17 protein-coding genes are annotated in these 17,719 nt (G+C 51.4%); 9 read left to right on the top strand and 8 right to left on the bottom strand.

The genetic code is table 11. From position 1 onward, the window contains the following. Window positions 1–12: 12 nt before the first annotated feature. The 4 genes from chbC (at window position 13) to chbG (ending at window position 4,403) form a co-directional block, all read left to right on the top strand. Entirely contained in the window at window positions 13–1,371 is a 1,359-nt protein-coding gene (gene chbC / locus HV350_RS16595) for a PTS N,N'-diacetylchitobiose transporter subunit IIC (protein ID WP_181628950.1), read from the top strand. Between the two features lie 12 nt (window positions 1,372–1,383). Further along, complete coding sequence (chbR, locus tag HV350_RS16590) at window positions 1,384–2,202, top strand: transcriptional regulator ChbR (RefSeq protein ID WP_181628949.1); 819 nt, start codon at window positions 1,384–1,386, stop codon at window positions 2,200–2,202. A 73-nt stretch (window positions 2,203–2,275) separates the two neighbouring features. Then, entirely contained in the window at window positions 2,276–3,667 is a 1,392-nt protein-coding gene (locus HV350_RS16585; RefSeq protein WP_181628947.1) for a 6-phospho-beta-glucosidase, read from the top strand. Continuing rightward, window positions 3,645–4,403, top strand: a complete 759-nt coding sequence (chbG, locus tag HV350_RS16580; RefSeq protein WP_181628946.1) for a chitin disaccharide deacetylase — start codon at window positions 3,645–3,647, stop codon at window positions 4,401–4,403. The genes HV350_RS16585 and chbG overlap by 23 nt, the downstream gene beginning before the upstream one ends. A gap of 50 nt (window positions 4,404–4,453) precedes the next feature. On the opposite strand, the gene galM is transcribed toward chbG, so the two are convergent. The 6 genes from galM to modE all read right to left on the bottom strand — a co-directional run bounded on the left by galM (window position 4,454) and on the right by modE (window position 11,258). Beyond that, the gene (galM, locus tag HV350_RS16575; RefSeq protein ID WP_019076309.1) at window positions 4,454–5,494 is read right to left on the bottom strand and encodes a galactose-1-epimerase; all 1,041 of its coding nucleotides are present in this window, start codon (window positions 5,492–5,494) and stop codon (window positions 4,454–4,456) included. Continuing rightward, on the bottom strand, window positions 5,488–6,636 hold the full coding sequence (gene galK, locus HV350_RS16570; RefSeq protein WP_016152321.1) for a galactokinase: 1,149 nt from the start codon (window positions 6,634–6,636) through the stop codon (window positions 5,488–5,490). The genes galM and galK overlap by 7 nt, the downstream gene beginning before the upstream one ends. Before the next feature lie 3 nt (window positions 6,637–6,639). Next, window positions 6,640–7,686, bottom strand: coding sequence for a galactose-1-phosphate uridylyltransferase (gene galT / locus HV350_RS16565; protein WP_016152322.1), 1,047 nt, complete (start codon window positions 7,684–7,686; stop codon window positions 6,640–6,642). Window positions 7,687–7,695: 9 nt separating this feature from the next. Beyond that, the gene (gene galE, locus HV350_RS16560; protein WP_016152323.1) at window positions 7,696–8,712 is read right to left on the bottom strand and encodes a UDP-glucose 4-epimerase GalE; all 1,017 of its coding nucleotides are present in this window, start codon (window positions 8,710–8,712) and stop codon (window positions 7,696–7,698) included. 217 nt (window positions 8,713–8,929) lie between these two features. Then, window positions 8,930–10,402, bottom strand: a complete 1,473-nt coding sequence (gene modF / locus HV350_RS16555; RefSeq protein WP_181628944.1) for a molybdate ABC transporter ATP-binding protein ModF — start codon at window positions 10,400–10,402, stop codon at window positions 8,930–8,932. A 67-nt stretch (window positions 10,403–10,469) separates the two neighbouring features. After that, complete coding sequence (gene modE / locus HV350_RS16550) at window positions 10,470–11,258, bottom strand: molybdenum-dependent transcriptional regulator (protein ID WP_016152325.1); 789 nt, start codon at window positions 11,256–11,258, stop codon at window positions 10,470–10,472. A 130-nt stretch (window positions 11,259–11,388) separates the two neighbouring features. Here modE and HV350_RS16545 point away from each other — a divergent pair, with 130 nt between their 5' ends. The 4 genes from HV350_RS16545 to modC all read left to right on the top strand — a co-directional run bounded on the left by HV350_RS16545 (window position 11,389) and on the right by modC (window position 14,263). Continuing rightward, complete coding sequence (locus tag HV350_RS16545; protein WP_003023026.1) at window positions 11,389–11,538, top strand: AcrZ family multidrug efflux pump-associated protein; 150 nt, start codon at window positions 11,389–11,391, stop codon at window positions 11,536–11,538. Between the two features lie 201 nt (window positions 11,539–11,739). After that, window positions 11,740–12,513, top strand: coding sequence for a molybdate ABC transporter substrate-binding protein (gene modA / locus HV350_RS16540; RefSeq protein ID WP_016152326.1), 774 nt, complete (start codon window positions 11,740–11,742; stop codon window positions 12,511–12,513). After that, window positions 12,513–13,202, top strand: coding sequence for a molybdate ABC transporter permease subunit (modB, locus tag HV350_RS16535; RefSeq protein ID WP_016152327.1), 690 nt, complete (start codon window positions 12,513–12,515; stop codon window positions 13,200–13,202). Before modA ends, modB begins: the two co-directional genes overlap by 1 nt. Window positions 13,203–13,204: 2 nt before the next feature. After that, entirely contained in the window at window positions 13,205–14,263 is a 1,059-nt protein-coding gene (modC, locus tag HV350_RS16530) for a molybdenum ABC transporter ATP-binding protein ModC (RefSeq protein ID WP_181628942.1), read from the top strand. On the opposite strand, the gene HV350_RS16525 is transcribed toward modC, so the two are convergent. Beyond that, window positions 14,264–15,082, bottom strand: coding sequence for a pyridoxal phosphatase (locus tag HV350_RS16525; protein ID WP_181628940.1), 819 nt, complete (start codon window positions 15,080–15,082; stop codon window positions 14,264–14,266). A 165-nt stretch (window positions 15,083–15,247) separates the two neighbouring features. Here HV350_RS16525 and pgl point away from each other — a divergent pair, with 165 nt between their 5' ends. Further along, window positions 15,248–16,243 (top strand): 6-phosphogluconolactonase, encoded by a 996-nt coding sequence (pgl, locus tag HV350_RS16520; RefSeq protein ID WP_049042052.1) that lies wholly within the window; start codon window positions 15,248–15,250, stop codon window positions 16,241–16,243. Window positions 16,244–16,325: 82 nt separating this feature from the next. Here the strand turns inward: pgl and HV350_RS16515 are convergent, their stop codons facing one another. Continuing rightward, complete coding sequence (locus tag HV350_RS16515; protein WP_029139460.1) at window positions 16,326–17,609, bottom strand: putative acyl-CoA thioester hydrolase; 1,284 nt, start codon at window positions 17,607–17,609, stop codon at window positions 16,326–16,328. Window positions 17,610–17,719: the final 110 nt, after the last annotated feature.

Below are 17,719 nucleotides of genomic sequence, written 5' to 3'. Positions count from 1 at the left end.
AGGATATTTATCATGTCAGGTGCAATAAGCTCTCTGGAAAGGGTGATCTTACCTGTTGCCGTAAAACTGGGAAAACAGGTACATGTCAATGCCATTAAAAATGGCTTTATCAGGTTAATGCCTTTAACGCTGGTTGGGGCAATGTTTGTTCTTATTAACAATGTGCTACTTAATTTTGGTGAAGGATCATTCTTCTGGTCAATGGGGGTGCGGCTGGATGGAGGAACAATTGCTTCTCTGGAACAATTAAAAGTCATTGGTGGCAGCGTTTATAACGGCACGCTGGGGATAATGTCATTAATGACACCATTTTTTATTGGTATGGCACTTGCTGAAGAGCGTAAAGTCGATGCTCTGGCCGCTGGCTTATTATCAATCGCGTCTTTTATGACCGTAACACCATTTACCGTAGAGCAGGCGAGTGCCATTGGCGCAAACTGGCTTGGCGGCGCGAATATTATCTCAGGGATTGTAATAGGTCTGGTCGTTGCTGAGATGTTTGCTTTTATTATCCGCCGTCAATGGGTTATCAAGCTACCCGATAGCGTACCGGAGTCAGTCTCTCGTTCATTTACTGCTTTGCTCCCCGGTTTCATCATTCTTTTAATTATGGGGCTCATGTCATGGGGGCTTTCTATGGCGGGTACCCATTTCCACCAGGTGATTATTAATTCGATCTCCACTCCACTGGCGTCACTTGGCAGTATTGTGGGATGGGCATATGTCATATTTAATTCATTACTCTGGTTTTTCGGCGTGCACGGAGGCCTGGCGCTAACTGCGCTGAATAGCGGTATCCTCGGCCCGTGGGGAATGGAAAACATGGAGACCTACACCCATTTTGGTTCTGTCGATGCGGCACTGGCCGCCGGTAAAAGCTTCCACTTTTGGACAGGCCCAATGCTGGAATCGTATGTTTACCTTGGGGGAACGGGAGCGACGCTTGGTCTGATTTTTGCCATTTTTATTGCCTCGCGCCGTGCGGACTATCGTCAGGTGGCCAAAATGGCGCTGCCGTCGGGACTCTTTAATATTAACGAGCCTATTTTGTTTGGCTTGCCAATCATTATGAATCCAGTGTTGATGATCCCCTTTGTGCTTATTCAGCCAATCCTGGCGGGAATCACCCTGCTGGTGTATTCATTAGGTATTATCCCTCCATCCACAAACTTTGCACCGTGGACGATGCCGCCTGGACTGGGAGCATTTTTCAATTCAAATGGTAGTGTTACCGCTTTGATTATGGCATTAGTGAATCTTGCCATGGCAACGATAATTTATCTGCCATTTGTTGTGATTGCTAATAAAGCGCAAAACGTTATTGATGAGGAAGAGAGCGAGGAAGATATCGCTAATGCTTTGAAGTTTTAATGAGGAACTACCATGGAAATTAACACCGTTCATGAAAATCAGTTTTTAAAGGGTAAGAATTTTTACTTCTTTATCCTTGATAAAACGGAAAGTATTAGTGGATTACACCAGCATGATTATTATGAGTTTACCCTAGTGCTGACGGGAAGTTGTTGTCAGGAGATTAATGGTAAACACGTTATAATGGAACGTGGTGATTTTGTGTTTATTCCTGTGGGGTCATATCATCAAACTTTTTATGATTACGGTGTTACTCGCATTTTAAATATGGGAGTAAGTAAGTGCTATTTTGATGAACATTATTTGAATATGCTGCCCTCATGTTTTGTGGCATCACAACGTTATACGATGTCAAATGCATTTTTGACCTGCATAGAATCTACATTATCAACGTTGGGCGTACATCAGAGCGAGTGCGATGAATTCAATAAATTACTTACTTTTTATATCGTCAATCGGCTACAGCATTATAAAGATAATCCACGGTCAGATTCCGTTCCCGGCTGGTTATCTCAACTGATAAGAGAGATGCACAAAAAATCAATGTTTGCAGATCAGGCATTAAATAATATGGTCAGACTCTCCGGAAAAACCCAATCGTATCTTACGCGTGCAACAAATCGTTATTACCAGAAAACACCTGGGCAAATAATTAATGATATTCGTATTGATTATTGTAAAAGGCAGTTGGAGACAACTAATTTTTCTGTGACGGATATTGCTTTTGAAGCTGGTTTCAGTAGCCCAGGGATTTTTATTAATAATTTTAAAAAATTGACATCATTTACGCCGGGTAATTATCGCCGACAGTTGGTCAATGCAAATCATTAGCACTATTGGTATCAAGTGCTATTGAGTTAAGTAAATAACAACAGATTGCAGGAGACTGCTTTCAGGAGTCGAAATGAAAAAATTAAAAGTAGTCACCATTGGGGGAGGCAGTAGCTATACTCCGGAATTGCTCGATGGATTTATTAAGCGCTATCACGAGTTACCTGTCAGCGAGTTATGGCTGGTGGATATTGTGGAAGGTCAAGCCAAACTCGATATCATTTTCGCGTTATGCCAGCGTATGGTGGCGAAGGCGGGCGTGCCGATGACCATCCATAAAAGTCTTAACCGGCAGGAAGCGTTACAAAATGCGGATTTTGTTACTACACAATTTCGAGTTGGGCAGCTAAAGGCACGTGAACAGGATGAGCGTATTCCTTTGTCACAGGGGTATCTGGGGCAAGAGACAAATGGCGCCGGTGGGCTATTCAAGGGGCTACGTACAATACCTGTTATTTTGGATATTGTGCAAGATGTACAGAATATTTGTCCTCAGGCCTGGATTATTAACTTTACCAACCCTGCAGGAATGGTAACAGAAGCTGTATATCGCTATACCGATTTTAAACGTTTTATTGGTGTCTGCAATGTCCCGATAGGAATGCGGATGTTGTTAGAAGATCTATTGGCGTTAACCAAACAGGATGACGTTTCTCTTGACCTGTTTGGGTTGAATCATTTGGTTTTCATTCGTGATGTTTGGGTAAATGGGCAATCTCGTTTTGCAGAGGTAATGGAACGGGTTGCTTCGGGAATGATTGGCGGCAGTTCGGTCAAAAATATTTATAGTCTACCGTTTAGTGAAGGTTTGTTGCGTTCACTTAATTTACTACCGTGTTCATATCTTCTCTATTATTTCAAGCATAAAGAGATGTTGGCGATAGAAATAGGTGAGTATTACAAAGGTAACGTTCGCGCACAGATAGTTCAGAAGCTGGAAAAGCAGCTATTTGAAATCTATAAAAATCCTCAGTTGGATACTAAACCTGCGGAACTTGAAGCCCGTGGGGGAGCTTACTATTCAGATGCGGCTTGCGAAGTAATTAATGCTATTTATAACGATAAGCAAACTGAACATTATATTAATGTACCGCATCATGGACATATTGATAATATCCCAGCGGATTGGGCTGTAGAAATGACCTGTTTGCTGGGTAAGCATGGCGCTACACCGCACCCGCGTATTACGCATTTTGATGAGAAAGTGCTGGGGTTGATCCACACCATAAAAGCGTTTGAAATCGCTGCTTCACATGCATCCCTGAGCGGTCAGTTTAACGACATTTTGCTGGCGTTGAACCTTAATCCATTGGTGAATTCAGACCTGGACGCTGAAGTTTTGGCGCGGGAAATGCTGCTGGCTAATCAACAGTATTTGCCTCAGTTTGCTGATGCTTTTCACTTATTCCTGCAACCAGACAATCAACCAAAGGACCAGCGACATGATGAAATTATTGATTGTTAATGCTGATGATTTTGGACTAAGCCCGGGGGTAAATTACGGCATTATTGAGGCACATCGCCATGGCTTAGTTACCTCAACGACAGCAATGATGAATGCCGGGGGTATCGAACATGCGGCGGAGATCAGCGCTGATTATCCCTTGCTAGGTGTTGGTTTACATTTTGTTCTCAGTTATGGCAGGCCACTGTCCGCGATGCCTTCCCTGGTGAGAGAAGGTCATTTAGGGAAATGGGTGTGGGAGGTAGCAAAACAGGGCTCACTGGCGGATGAGGATATTGTGGCTGAATTACACCAGCAGTTTGACCGCTTTGTCTCGCTTTTTGGGCGTCAGCCAACGCATATTGATAGCCATCATCATGTCCATTTTATTCCTCAGGTCTGGCAGCATGTGTCAGATTTTGCACGTAAAAAAGGCGTACCAGTACGCCTCGACTGGCAGGCGATCCGGCAGCAAAATATCACGGTACAAGGGGTACGCGGAGTTGAACGCTTTATCAATGATTTTTATGCTGAAAATGTCTCTGATCGCTTCGTTCTTGAAGTGCTAAGACGGGCAACGCTGGGTGATGAACAATCTGTCGAGCTGATGTGTCATCCTGCTTTTATCGACAAAACAGGCATGGCCAGCAGTTATTGTTTTCCGCGACTGGATGAACTGGAGGTACTAACTTCGCCTGCACTGCAACGTACAATTTTGGAGTTGGGATTCCGGTTGGGAACCTATCGCGATCTGTGATGAATTACCCGGCGGTTTACATCGCCGGGCATTATACATTGGGGACGACATCAGGCTGGAATAAACTGATATTCCGTCACGCTGGCATACTCTTCACCCGGACGCAGGAAGCAATCCGCCTGTGGCCACTCAGGGTGGTTCGGGCTGTCCGGCAGAAATTCACTTTCCAGCGCCAGGCCTTGCCAGTCTTCGTAGGCCTCTGGCCCGCGGGAAGGCGTACCACCGAGGAAATTACCGGAGTAAAACTGCAATGCCGGGGCCGAGGTGTAGACCACCATCTGCAGTTTTTCATCCTGTGACCACAACTGAGCGACCGGCGTACGCGCATTGCCCTGTGCCTGAAGCAGGAAGGCGTGATCGTAACCTTTCACCTTGCGCTGATCGTCATCGGCCAGAAATTCACTACTGATGATTTTAGGGGTGCGGAAATCGAACGTGCTACCGGCGACGGATTTCAGTCCATCATGCGGGATACCCATTTCGTCAACCGGTAAGTACTCGTCCGCCAGAATTTGCAGCTTATGCTGGCGCACATCCGTTTTATCGCCGTCGAGGTTAAAATAGACGTGATTTGTCAGATTCACCGGGCAGGGTTTATCGACCGTGGCACGATAAGTTATCGAAATACGATTATCATCAGTCAGGCGATACTGCGCGGTGGCGCAAAGATGGCCTGGGAAGCCCTGATCGCCATCGTCAGACGTTAAGGCGAACAGCACCTGACGGTCATTCTGATTGACTATCTGCCAGCGACGTTTGTCGAAACCGTCCGGCCCGCCGTGCAGTTGGTTATTGCCCTGACTCGGCAGTAATTCAACGGTTTCGCCAGCAAAGGTATAGCGGCTGTTGGCGATACGGTTCGCGTAGCGGCCAATCGAAGCCCCCAGAAATGCAGCCTGTTCCGGGTATTGTTCCGGACTGGCGCAGCCGAGTAATGCTTCGCGCACGCTACCATCGCTAAGCGGAATACGCGCAGAGAGCAGGGTCGCGCCCCAGTCCATGAGCGTGACTACCATCCCTGCGTCATTGCGCAGGGTGAGCAGGCGAAACGGTTGACCGTCCGGAGCCTGCACGGGGATTTCGTTTAACATTGTCCGGCTCCTTGTGAAGGTTTGCAGACGTAGAATGTTTCTTTAATACCGGTTTTTGCCTCGTACTGTGCGGCGACAGCCTGCTGTACGGCAGGAACCAAATCTTGCGGGATCAGCGCCACGATGCAGCCGCCGAAGCCGCCGCCGGTCATCCGCACACCGCCTTTATCACCGATGGTCGCTTTGACAATCTCTACCAGCGTATCAATTTGCGGCACCGTGATTTCAAAGTCATCGCGCATTGAGGCGTGAGATTCCGCCATCAGCTGACCCATGCGCAGCAGGTCGCCTTTTTCCAGTGCCTGCGCGGCTTCAACGGTACGCGCATTTTCCGTGATGACGTGGCGCACGCGTTTGGCAACAATCGGATCCAGCTCGTGGGCGACAGCGTTAAACGCTTCGAAGCTGACATCACGCAGCGCTGGCTGCTGGAAGAAACGCGCGCCAGTTTCACACTGTTCGCGACGGGTGTTGTATTCGCTACCGACCAGCGTGCGTTTAAAGTTGCTGTTGATGATCACCACCGCTACACCCTCAGGCATAGAAACGGCTTTGGTGCCCAGCGTACGGCAGTCGATCAGCAGCGCATGATCTTTCTTGCCAAGCGCGGAGATCAGCTGATCCATGATGCCGCAGTTACAACCGACAAACTGGTTTTCAGCTTCCTGGCCATTCAGGGCAATCTGCGCGCCGTCGAGCGGCAGATGATAGAGCTGCTGGAATACCGTACCAACAGCGACTTCCAGTGAGGCAGAAGAGCTTAAGCCCGCACCCTGCGGGACGTTACCGCTGATCACCAGATCCGCGCCGCCAAAGGCGTTATTGCGCTTTTGCAGATGTTTTACCACGCCACGCACGTAGTTTGACCACTGCTGGCTATCGTGGGCGATAATCGGCGCATCGAGAGAGAACTCATCAACCTGATTGTCGTAATCAGCGGCGATGACGCGTACTTTTCGATCGTCGCGCGCCGCGCAACTGATGACGGTTTGATAGTCGATGGCGCAGGGCAAAACGAAGCCGTCGTTATAATCGGTATGTTCGCCGATCAGGTTTACACGACCCGGTGCCTGAATAGTATGGGTGGCAGGGTAGCCAAACGTTTCTGTAAACAGAGATTGTGTTTTTTCTTTCAGACTCATTATTTACACTCCGGATTCGCGAAAATGGATGTCGCTGACCGCACGCAGTCGCTCAGCCGCTTGTTCTGCGGTCAGATCTCGCTGGGTTTCTGCCAGCATTTCATAACCGACCATAAATTTACGCACGGTCGCGGAACGCAGCAGCGGCGGGTAAAAGTGAGCGTGCAACTGCCAGTGTTCGTTTTCTTCACCGTTAAACGGCGCGCCGTGCCAGCCCATGGAGTAGGGGAATGAGCACTGGAACAGGTTGTCGTAACGACTGGTCAGTTTTTTCAACGCCAGCGCCAGGTCAGCACGCTGCTCGTTGGTCAAATCGGTAATACGCAGCACATGCGCTTTCGGCAGCAGCAGCGTTTCGAACGGCCACGCGGCCCAGTAAGGGACAACCGCCAGCCAGTGTTCAGTTTCAACGACCGTACGGCTACCGTCTGCCAGTTCACGCTGGACGTAATCAACGAGCATCGGCGCGCCCTGTTCGGCGAAGTATGCTTTCTGTAGGCGATTTTCACGTTCAGCTTCGTTGGGCAAAAAGCTGTTGGCCCAAATTTGACCGTGCGGGTGCGGGTTCGAGCACCCCATCGCCGCGCCTTTATTCTCAAATACCTGCACCCAGGGATAGGTTTTCCCTAAGTCTTCGGTCTGCTCCTGCCACGTTTTTACGATTTCTGTCAGCGCAGAGACGCTGAGTTCTGGCAGCGTTTTGCTGTGATCGGGCGAGAAGCAAATTACGCGGCTGGTACCGCGCGCGCTCTGGCAACGCATCAACGGATCGTGACTGTCCGGCGCGTCCGGGGTATCGGACATCAGCGCCGCAAAATCATTGGTAAAAACATAGGTTCCGGTGTAATCCGGATTTACATCACCGGTAACGCGCGTATTGCCAGCACACAGGAAACAGTCCGGGTCATGTGCAGGCAGTACCTGCTTAGACGGGGTTTCCTGCGCCCCTTGCCACGGGCGTTTGGCGCGATGCGGTGATACGAGGATCCACTGCCCGGTGAGCGGGTTAAAACGGCGATGTGGATGATCGACAGGATTGAATTGCGTCATGATTGGTCCTTAATCCGAATATCCTTGCGGGTGGCGTGACTGCCAGTGCCAGGTGTCTTGTGCCATTTCATCCAGTGTGCGGGTCACGCGCCAGTTAAGCTCGCGATCGGCTTTGCTGGCATCTGCCCAGTAAGCCGGAAGATCGCCATCACGGCGCGGGGCGAAATGGTAATTAATGGGTTTACCGCAGGCTTTGCTGAAGGCGTTGACCACGTCCAGTACGCTGCTGCCGATGCCTGCTCCGAGGTTGTAAATATGCACACCCTGTTTACCCGCCAGTTTTTCCATCGCGACGACGTGGCCGTCGGCGAGATCCATCACGTGGATGTAGTCGCGAACGCCGGTGCCATCTTCAGTTGGGTAGTCGTTGCCAAATATGGCAAGGGACTCGCGGCGGCCCACGGCAACTTGTGCGATGTAAGGCATCAGGTTGTTGGGAATACCTTGCGGATCTTCCCCCATATCGCCCGACGGATGAGCACCAACCGGGTTAAAGTAGCGCAGTAAGGCGATACTCCAGTCGGGGTGTGCTTTTTGCAGGTCGGTCAGGATTTGTTCTACCATCAGCTTGCTTTTGCCGTACGGACTTTGCGGCGTGCCGGTGGGGAAGCTTTCAACGTAAGGAATTTGTGGCTGATCGCCATAGACGGTCGCGGAGGAACTAAAAATGAAGTTTTTCACGTTGGCGGCGCGCATTGCATTCACCAGACGCAGGGTGCCATTGACGTTGTTGTCATAGTACTCCAACGGCTTGGCAACGGATTCTCCAACGGCTTTTAAACCCGCAAAATGAATGACCGTGTCAATAGCATGATCGTGTAGAATTTCGGTTATCAGCGCTTCGTTACGGATATCCCCTTCCACGAAGGTCGGCTGCTTGCCACCTAAACGCTCAATGACGGGCAAAACGCTGCGTTTGCTGTTGCAGAGATTGTCCAGGATCACCACCTCGTGACCGTTTTTCAACAACTGCACGCAAGTGTGGCTTCCAATGTAACCGCTACCACCTGTAACCAATACTCTCATAATTCGCTCCGTTAAGCCTATGGTATGTAATAACCATAGCATAACAAAGATGAGAAAAGTGTGACATGGAATAAATTAGTGGAATCGTTTACACTCCATAAGTTTCACGAATTTTTAATGGTTATTTTATTTTAAATCATTATGTTAGGTTGTTATTTCAGCGTTTATCTGAAAAAAAGCAGAAAAAAAGGGCGTGATAAACGCCCTGCAATGAAAACTAACGCAGAGACGTTAGTCGATAGGCGTAGATGTCGTTCTCGGGCACAAACTCCAGTCGATGGGTAATGCAGGCTGGGGCATCTTCGGCGTGGTGAGAGACGAACAGCAGTTGAGTTTCACCTTCACCGATTAGCACATCCACAAAACGGCGAATCAGTTGGCGATTGAGCGGATCTAACCCTTGCAAAGGCTCGTCAAGGATCAACAACGTCGGGTGTTTAACCAGCGCGCGAACAATCAGTGCCAGCCGCTGCTGTCCCCAGGAAAGACTATGAAATGGCGCATCCGCGATACGTTTATCGAAGCCAAGGATATCCAGCCACTGTTGCACCAGCTTGTGCTGCCTGTCGGAAACGGCCTGATAGATGCCGATTGAATCAAAATAACCAGAGAGAATAACGTTGCGAACTGTGGTACTCACCCGGTAATCCAGATGCAGACTGCTGCTGACGTAGCCGATGTGTTTTTTGATATCCCAGATAGTTTCACCGCTGCCACGGCGACGGCCAAACAGGGTCAGGTCGTTGCTGTAACCCTGAGGGTGATCGCCGGTGATTAAACTGAGCAGAGTTGATTTTCCCGCACCGTTGGGGCCGACGATTTGCCAGTGTTCCCCCGGATTTACCTGCCAGCTCAAATGGTGAAGGATAGGGCGATCGTTATACGAGACCGTGCCATCGTTAAGCACAATTCGCGGCTCGTTATCTGACAACGTACGGCGCACCGAAGGCTCGTCCGGTTCAGGTAACTGAATTCCTTCCAGCCGCTCGCTATGGGCAAGCTGAGCGATTAATGCCTGTTGCAGAAGGTCGGTTTTTGCGCCGGTTTCTGTCAGCGTGCAATCGGCAAGTACGCCAGCAAACTGCACGAATTCGGGAATCTCATCAAAGCGGTTAAGTACCAGCACCAGCGTAAAGCCGGCCTGATGCAACTCCGCGAGCAGTTCTGCTAACTGACGGCGTGACGCCACGTCCAGCCCGTCAAAGGGCTCATCAAGGATCAGTAAATCCGGCGCGGACATTAACGCCTGACAGAGCAGGGTTTTGCGTGTTTCACCGGTGGAAAGGTATTTGAAACGCCTGTTGAGCAGGGAAGAAATGCCAAACTGCTGCGCCAACGCAGCGCAGCGGGCGGGATCGTTGACCTCATCCTGGATGATTTCGGCGGTGGTGCGCCCGGTGTCGTCTTCACCGGGACTAAGAAGATCGGTGTTGTTTCGCTGCCACTCGTCGCTGACTAGCTTTTGTAGCTGCTCAAAGGAGAGTCGGGTAATACGCGTGAACTGACAGTGGCGCTCGCCTTTCAGAAGCGGCAGCTCACCCGCCAGTGCGCGGGCCAGCGCGGATTTCCCGCTCCCGTTAGCGCCAACAAATGCCCAGCTATCACCCGCGTTTAACGTCAACGCATCTAACTGGAGCGTTTTTGTGTCGCTAAGACGAAACGTGCCTTGCGAAATTTGCAACGATGACATTTTGTATCCCATTATTTGCAGCGATTAATAACAGGGATACGTGTTCTTCAGGCTGATGTCAATCTACTCAGCACAGCGTGGCGATAATCACTCTGTCTGCATTAAACCAGGCGGTGACGTTAGCGCCTTCTTGCAGCGTTGCGGCGTCTTGGGCCGGAACGGTGGCGCACAGCGTCTGGCCGTCTGGTAACGTCATCAGCACTTCACACTGTTCCGCACCGCGTTCAATATGGCTAATCGTGCCCTGCAACTGGTTATCGGCGGCCTGAGCGATGGCATCGTCCTGAGTGATTCCCACCCACGGCGCTTTCAGCAGAATCAGTACTTCTTTGCCTTCCTCAAGACCCAGACGCTCGCCGCTTTGCGCAGTGATCGCCACTTTCAGGCGCGTTTCGCCATCGGCCAGCAGGACGTCGACATGCTGCTGGACCTGATCGTGGTCGCGGGCGGTGATTGTGCCAAACCATTGGTTACGGGCGCTGGTTTGCAGTGAAAATCGAGAGATAGCCGCCAGCAGGCTATTGAGCGGTAGCGCATCGTCATCGCTCAAAACATCAAAGGCTTTTTGTTGGATCTGCGCCAGCAAATCATACAACTGGATTAAGCGTTGGCCGTAGCGCGTTAATACCGCGCCGCCGCCGCCTTTGCCGCCGGTGGCGCGCTCAACCAGCGTCTGCTCGCTGAGTTGGTTCATTTCGTTAATCGCATCCCAGGCGCTTTTGTAGCTAATACCTGCATCCTTCGCGCCCTGACTGATAGAGCCGGAAAGCGCAATATGCTTAAGCAGAGAAATGCGACGGGGATCGGCAAACAGTTTTTGCTGAAGTTTCAGCGTAAGAAGGATTTCGGCCTGCATCACAAGCTCCTGGCAAAAAAGGGTATTGTGACGGAAAACCGTGCCTGAGCAAAGCCGACCGCACAAAAGGGGAGTGCTTTTCTGCGTTATGTGGTTAGAATACAGCTAAGGACTACATCTGGAGTTGACCATGTTAGAGTTATTGAAAAGTCTGGTATTCGCCGTAATCATGGTACCTGTGGTAATGGCCATCATTCTGGGTCTGATTTACGGACTGGGTGAAGTGTTCAACATTTTCTCCGGTATCGGTCAAAAAGACCAGTCCAGACAGAATCATTGATTCCCCAAACGCCCGCTCAGTCGGGCGTTTATATTTTTTATGCCTTCCAACCCGTTTTCTCTGTCTACCGTTTCTCAAGATCCTGCTTTCCCTGCCGATATTTTCTTCGTGTAACCTCAAATTGGTATCAATAACCACTGGGAAAATCCTGGTTTACTCGTTATATTTGCGACTACATAACGAAACGCAAAGGAGTTACAGATGGCACGTACATGGTTACGCTTGTTTGCCGGGGCAACACTTTCTCTTACTGTTGCCGGGCATGCGCTGGCGGATGAAGGAAAAATTACTGTTTTCGCAGCGGCTTCACTGACTAACGCGATGCAGGATATTGCGACGCAATACAAAAAAGAGAAGAACGTTGACGTTGTCTCTTCTTTTGCGTCTTCTTCCACGCTGGCGCGCCAGATTGAAGCAGGCGCTCCGGCCGATCTGTTTATCTCTGCCGATCAGAAATGGATGGATTACGCGGTAGACAAAAAATCGATTGATACCGCCACGCGTGAAACGCTGTTGGGTAATAGCCTGGTGGTTGTCGCACCGAAAGACAGTGCGCAGAAAGACTTCACCATCGACAGCAAAACCAACTGGACCCGTTTGTTAAATGGTGGGCGTCTGGCCGTTGGCGATCCGGAACATGTTCCGGCGGGCATTTATGCTAAAGAAGCGCTGCAAAAACTGGGGGCATGGGATACCCTGGCCCCGAAACTGGCACCTGCCGAAGATGTGCGCGGTGCGCTGGCGCTGGTAGAGCGTAACGAAGCGCCGCTGGGGATCGTCTATGGTTCCGATGCTGTCGCCAGCAAGGGTGTAAAAGTTGTTGCGACTTTCCCGGAAGATTCACACAAAAAAGTGGAATACCCTATCGCAATTGTTGATGGGCACAAAAACGCAACGGTCAGCGCGTTCTATGATTACCTGAAAGGACCGCAGGCTGCTGAAATCTTTAAACGTTATGGATTTACGACCAAGTAATGATACTGACCGATCCTGAATGGCAGGCCGTTATACTGAGCCTGAAAGTTTCTTCCCTGGCTGTGTTGTTTAGTCTGCCGTTTGGGATCTTCTTTGCCTGGCTGCTTGTGCGATGCAAGTTCCCGGGCAAAGCGCTGCTCGACAGCGTTCTGCATTTGCCGCTGGTACTGCCGCCGGTCGTGGTGGGCTATCTGCTGTTGGTTGCCATGGGACGCCGCGGATTCATTGGCGAATGGCTGTACGACTGGTTTGGCATTACCTTTGCCTTTAGCTGGCGCGGTGCGGTACTGGCTGCGGCGGTGATGTCTTTCCCGCTAATGGTACGGGCTATTCGTCTGGCGCTGGAAGGTGTCGATGTCAAGCTGGAGCAGGCGGCCCGCACGCTGGGCGCTGGACGCTGGCGCGTATTTGTCACGATTACTTTACCGCTGATGCTACCCGGCATTATTGTCGGTACGGTGCTGGCGTTCGCGCGTTCCCTCGGGGAATTTGGCGCAACGATTACCTTTGTCTCCAATATTCCTGGCGAAACCCGCACTATCCCGTCGGCGATGTATACCCTGATCCAGACCCCCGGCGGCGAAAGCGCGGCGGCAAGGTTATGTATCATTTCTATTGTGTTAGCGCTGATTTCACTGCTGATTTCTGAATGGCTGGCGCGTATTAGCCGTGAACGGACGGGGCGGTAATCATGCTGGAACTTAATTTCTCCCAAACGCTGGGGACGCATTGCCTGACGCTCAACGAAACGCTGCCAGCCAGTGGGATCACCTCTATTTTTGGCGTTTCCGGCGCGGGTAAAACCTCGCTGATTAACGCCATCAGCGGCCTGACGCAGCCGCAGTCCGGGCGCATCGTGCTTAACGGACGGGTTTTGAACGACGTCGAGAACGGTATCTGTTTAACGCCCGAAAAACGCCGGGTGGGCTATGTTTTCCAGGATGCGCGCCTGTTTCCGCATTATAAAGTGCGCGGCAACCTGCGTTACGGTATGGCGAAAAGTATGGCCGGACAGTTTGATAAGCTGGTGGCCCTGTTGGGCATTGAATCGCTGCTTGACCGTCTGCCCGGCGGGCTTTCTGGCGGTGAAAAACAGCGCGTAGCCATCGGTCGGGCGCTGCTTACCGCGCCGGAACTGTTGTTGCTTGATGAGCCGCTAGCCTCGCTGGATATCCCGCGTAAGCGTGAACTGTTGCCTTACCTGCAACGCCTGGCGCGTGAAATTAATATTCCGATGCTGTACGTCAGCCACTCGCTCGATGAAATCTTGCACCTGGCAGACAAAGTGATGGTGCTGGAAAACGGGCAGGTCAAAGCGTTCGGTTCGCTGGAAGATGTCTGGGGCAGCAGCGTGATGCACCCGTGGCTACCAAAGGAACAGCAAAGCAGCATTCTGAAAGTCAGCGTGCTGGAACATCATCCACATTACGCAATGACTGCACTGGCGCTTGGCGATCAGCATCTATGGGTCAATAAGCTGGATCAACCGCTGCAAACTGCGCTGCGTATTCGTATTCAGGCATCTGATGTTTCGCTGGTGCTTCAACCGCCGCAGCAGACCAGTATTCGTAACGTGCTGCGGGCGAAAGTCGCGCAGTGCTATGACGATAATGGTCAGGTGGAGGTTCAGCTTGAAGTGGGCGGTAAAACGCTGTGGGCGAGGATCAGCCCGTGGGCCAGGGATGAACTGGGTATCAAACCTGGCCTGTGGCTGTACGCGCAAATTAAGAGCGTATCGATTACCGCGTGATTACAGCAGGTGGGAATAAATAAATTTCGCGATGCTGTCGGTGGTGTTGTCACCAATTACGATGTTGGCGCGGGCTTTGACCGCGTCGTCCGCATTACCCATCGCCACGCCGGTACCTGCAGCTTCCAGCATGCTGATATCGTTAAAGTTGTCACCAAAGGCAATGACGTTTTCCATTGACCCGCCCTGTGCTTCAATCCACTGGGTAAGGCGTCGTCCTTTGCTGTTGCCTTTACGGGCTATGTCGACCTGATCGTGCCAGGACCATTCACACTCCAGCCCCAACTGTTGTTCAACATGCTTACCAAACTGCTGCAGTTTCGGAATATCTTCGTCGGTGAGGGCAAATTTCCAGACGGCGTTAACGTCATGTACGGCCTGCGCCAGCGAAGGCACCTGGGTGAAGGTCGGGCGCTGTTCCGGCGGCAGGGTTTGTGCCCAGTTAGCGGTACGCACCACATGCCCGGTTGGGCGCTCATACAGCATGGCCTCATCCACATACATCAGCCCGTGGATCTGATGTTCATCCAGCATTTCGATCAGCTGTAATGCCTGGTTTACCGGAAGGGGATCGGATTCCAGTACCGTTTTTGCCTGATAATCATACAAGTAGGTGCCGTTGCAGCAAATTGCAGGTGTATCGAGCGCCAGTGCCTGATAAAAAGGATGAATAGCAACGTGATGGCGACCTGTGACAATGATAAGTTGGTATCCTGCTTCTCTGGCGCGCGCGAGCGCTTCAACAGAGGATGGCAGTAAGGTTTTTTTCGGAGTCAACAGGGTACCGTCTAAATCCAGGGCAATCACGCGTGCGGTCATAGTTATTTCCAGATTAAGGTTGAGAATTTTGTCTGCTGGAATGGTACACCGAGACGGGAGCCGGACAAAATTCTGCGCCTTAATTAAGCATTCACCGTTAAATGCGTCTACCTTAGGCGTGTGTCAGGCAATTGCAGCCACCTGCCAAAAAGCAAAGGAGTATTCATGAAGCAAACCGTTTATACCGCCAGCCCTGAAAGTCAGCAAATCCACGTCTGGAGCCTGAATCATGATGGTTCTTTGACGCTGACGCAGGTGGTTGATGTGCCGGGTCAGGTACAGCCGATGGTCGTCAGCCCGGATAAGCGCTACCTCTATGTTGGCGTGCGCCCGGAGTTTCGCGTGTTGGCTTACCGCATTGCGCCTGATGACGGTGCGCTGACCTTCGCGGCGGAGTCTGCGCTGCCGGGTAGCCCGACGCATATTTCTACCGATCATCAGGGACGTTTCGTGTTTGTCGGCTCTTATAACGCCGGGAGCGTGAGCGTCACGCGTCTGGAAGATGGCCTGCCGGTGGAACAGGTTGACGTGGTTGAAGGTCTGGACGGCTGCCACTCGGCCAACATCTCACCGGATAACCGTATCCTGTGGGTTCCGGCGTTGAAACAGGATCGTATCTGTCTGTTTGAGGTAAGCGATGATGGACATCTGGTGGCGCAGGAACCGGCTGAAGTGACCACCGTTGAAGGCGCGGGCCCGCGTCATATGACGTTCCATCCGAATAAGCAATTTGCCTACTGTGTGAATGAGCTGAACAGCTCCGTTGACGTCTGGGCGCTGAAAGATCCGTACGGCAAGATTGAGTGTGTGCAGACGCTGGATATGATGCCGGCTGATTTCACTGATACCCGTTGGGCAGCGGATATTCACATTACACCGGATGGTCGTCATCTGTACGCCTGTGACCGCACCGCCAGCCTGATTACGATCTTTAGCGTGTCTGAAGATGGCAGCGTGCTGACCAAAGAGGGTTTCCAGCCTACTGAAACTCAGCCGCGCGGGTTTAATATCGATCACAGCGGTAAATACCTGATTGCTGCCGGGCAAAAATCGCACCATATCGCGGTGTATGAGATTGCTGGCGAGCAGGGGCTGCTGGCAGAGAAGGGGCGTTATGCAGTGGGGCAGGGACCGATGTGGGTCGTGGTGAACGCGTATTGATTCTGCGTTGAATGCCGGATGAGCACCCGGCATACTGCCCGGCAGAGTATGAGTCTGCCGGGCCTGGATAAGGGAATGGCGTTTACTGCTTCGGTTCGGCAACCACTTTGCTACCGATACCGCGGTTGTTGTATTCCCACATGCGGTTGAAGTTGGTGTCGTTCAGGTTGCGCTGGATTTCACCTTTGTCATCTTGTGCACCGGTATTACCGGCAAAAGGACGCTTCGAGATAACGCTGTCAGCCCATGGTTTTGCCATGTTAAAGCCTTCGTTGATCACGCTGTCGCGGATAACGACCTGACCGTTAGTGTTTGAATCGACATCCAGCGAGCGGCCCAACTGTGCCACGCCATCACCACTCGCCGTGAAGCGGCTATTTGTGGCGAGGAAGCCGTAGTAGATGTTTGACAGCGTCGCGGGTGCAAACACATAGGCTTCCTGCTGAGTACGGGAGTTCACAACGCGGAAATCGGTGTTATCGAACACCACGGCGCCGCGACCGGAAACAATATCCACATCGCCTTCAATGTAGCTGTTGGTTACCAAAGTACGCGGTTGACGATCGTTTTCCAGACGGTTTTGTACGCCGCTGTTAGTCACGAAAAACGTATTCTGGCGACCGAGGATGTTGACCTTATTGATCTGCACTTTATCGCCATCGGTACGTAGCGCAACGGCCGGGTGATTACCCGCATCAACGCTGTCACCCAGATTGTTTTCGATGGTCAGGTTCTGCAATTGCAGACCGTTATTTTGCGACCAGACGACGGCAGAACACATCACGCCAATATTTGTGCCGCGCTTGTTCTGGCAATTATCAAACATATACCACGCCGGTTTACCCGGCATGTATTTACCGCCCGGGTTCACCGTACGACGCCAGTCTGCGGTGCTCATGTCACCATCAATAGCCTGGCCAATTTTTACATCCAGCGGTTTTTCGCCCATGCCGTACAGCGTCAGACTTCCCGTTGCTGCCGGGATATATACCGTGCCCTGATACTCGCCCGGCATAATCGCGATGTACTGACGTTTGTTAGTACGTTTGATGATTGCCGCATCAACCGCAGCCTGAATGCTGGTATGGGTGACGCCCTGAGTCCCAGCCGGGCCAACCACGAAGTCAGGCTGTGCAGGCAGAGAAATAGCAGAAGGGCTCCACGGCGCGGTGTTTGGCGTCAGCGCGGAAAAATAGTGCGCAGCAACGAAGTTTTTCGCCTCATTGGCCGACAAGATCGGGCGCGAAGAGGTACCTGGCGCGGTCTGATCGGAAGGAATTTGATCGGGCGGCGTAGAGCTACAGGCGGTCAGCGTCACGCCAAAAGCCATTGCCAGCGCCAGACGGGAAACTGATGATATGTTCACAGGTTGCTCCGGGCTTTGAAAGTTATCCATTGAAGCCTGCTTTTTTATACTAAGTTGAGCGAAACGGGAAGGTTAAAAGGTAAAAAGTTGTTTTTATCGCCGTAATGCCC

Origin of the sequence: Citrobacter sp. RHBSTW-01013 (assembly GCF_013781985.1) — a bacterium.
GTDB lineage: Bacteria > Pseudomonadota > Gammaproteobacteria > Enterobacterales > Enterobacteriaceae > Citrobacter > Citrobacter braakii.
Note: the sequence above shows the minus strand (reverse complement) of the source record. Positions and strands in the feature narration are given on the sequence as shown.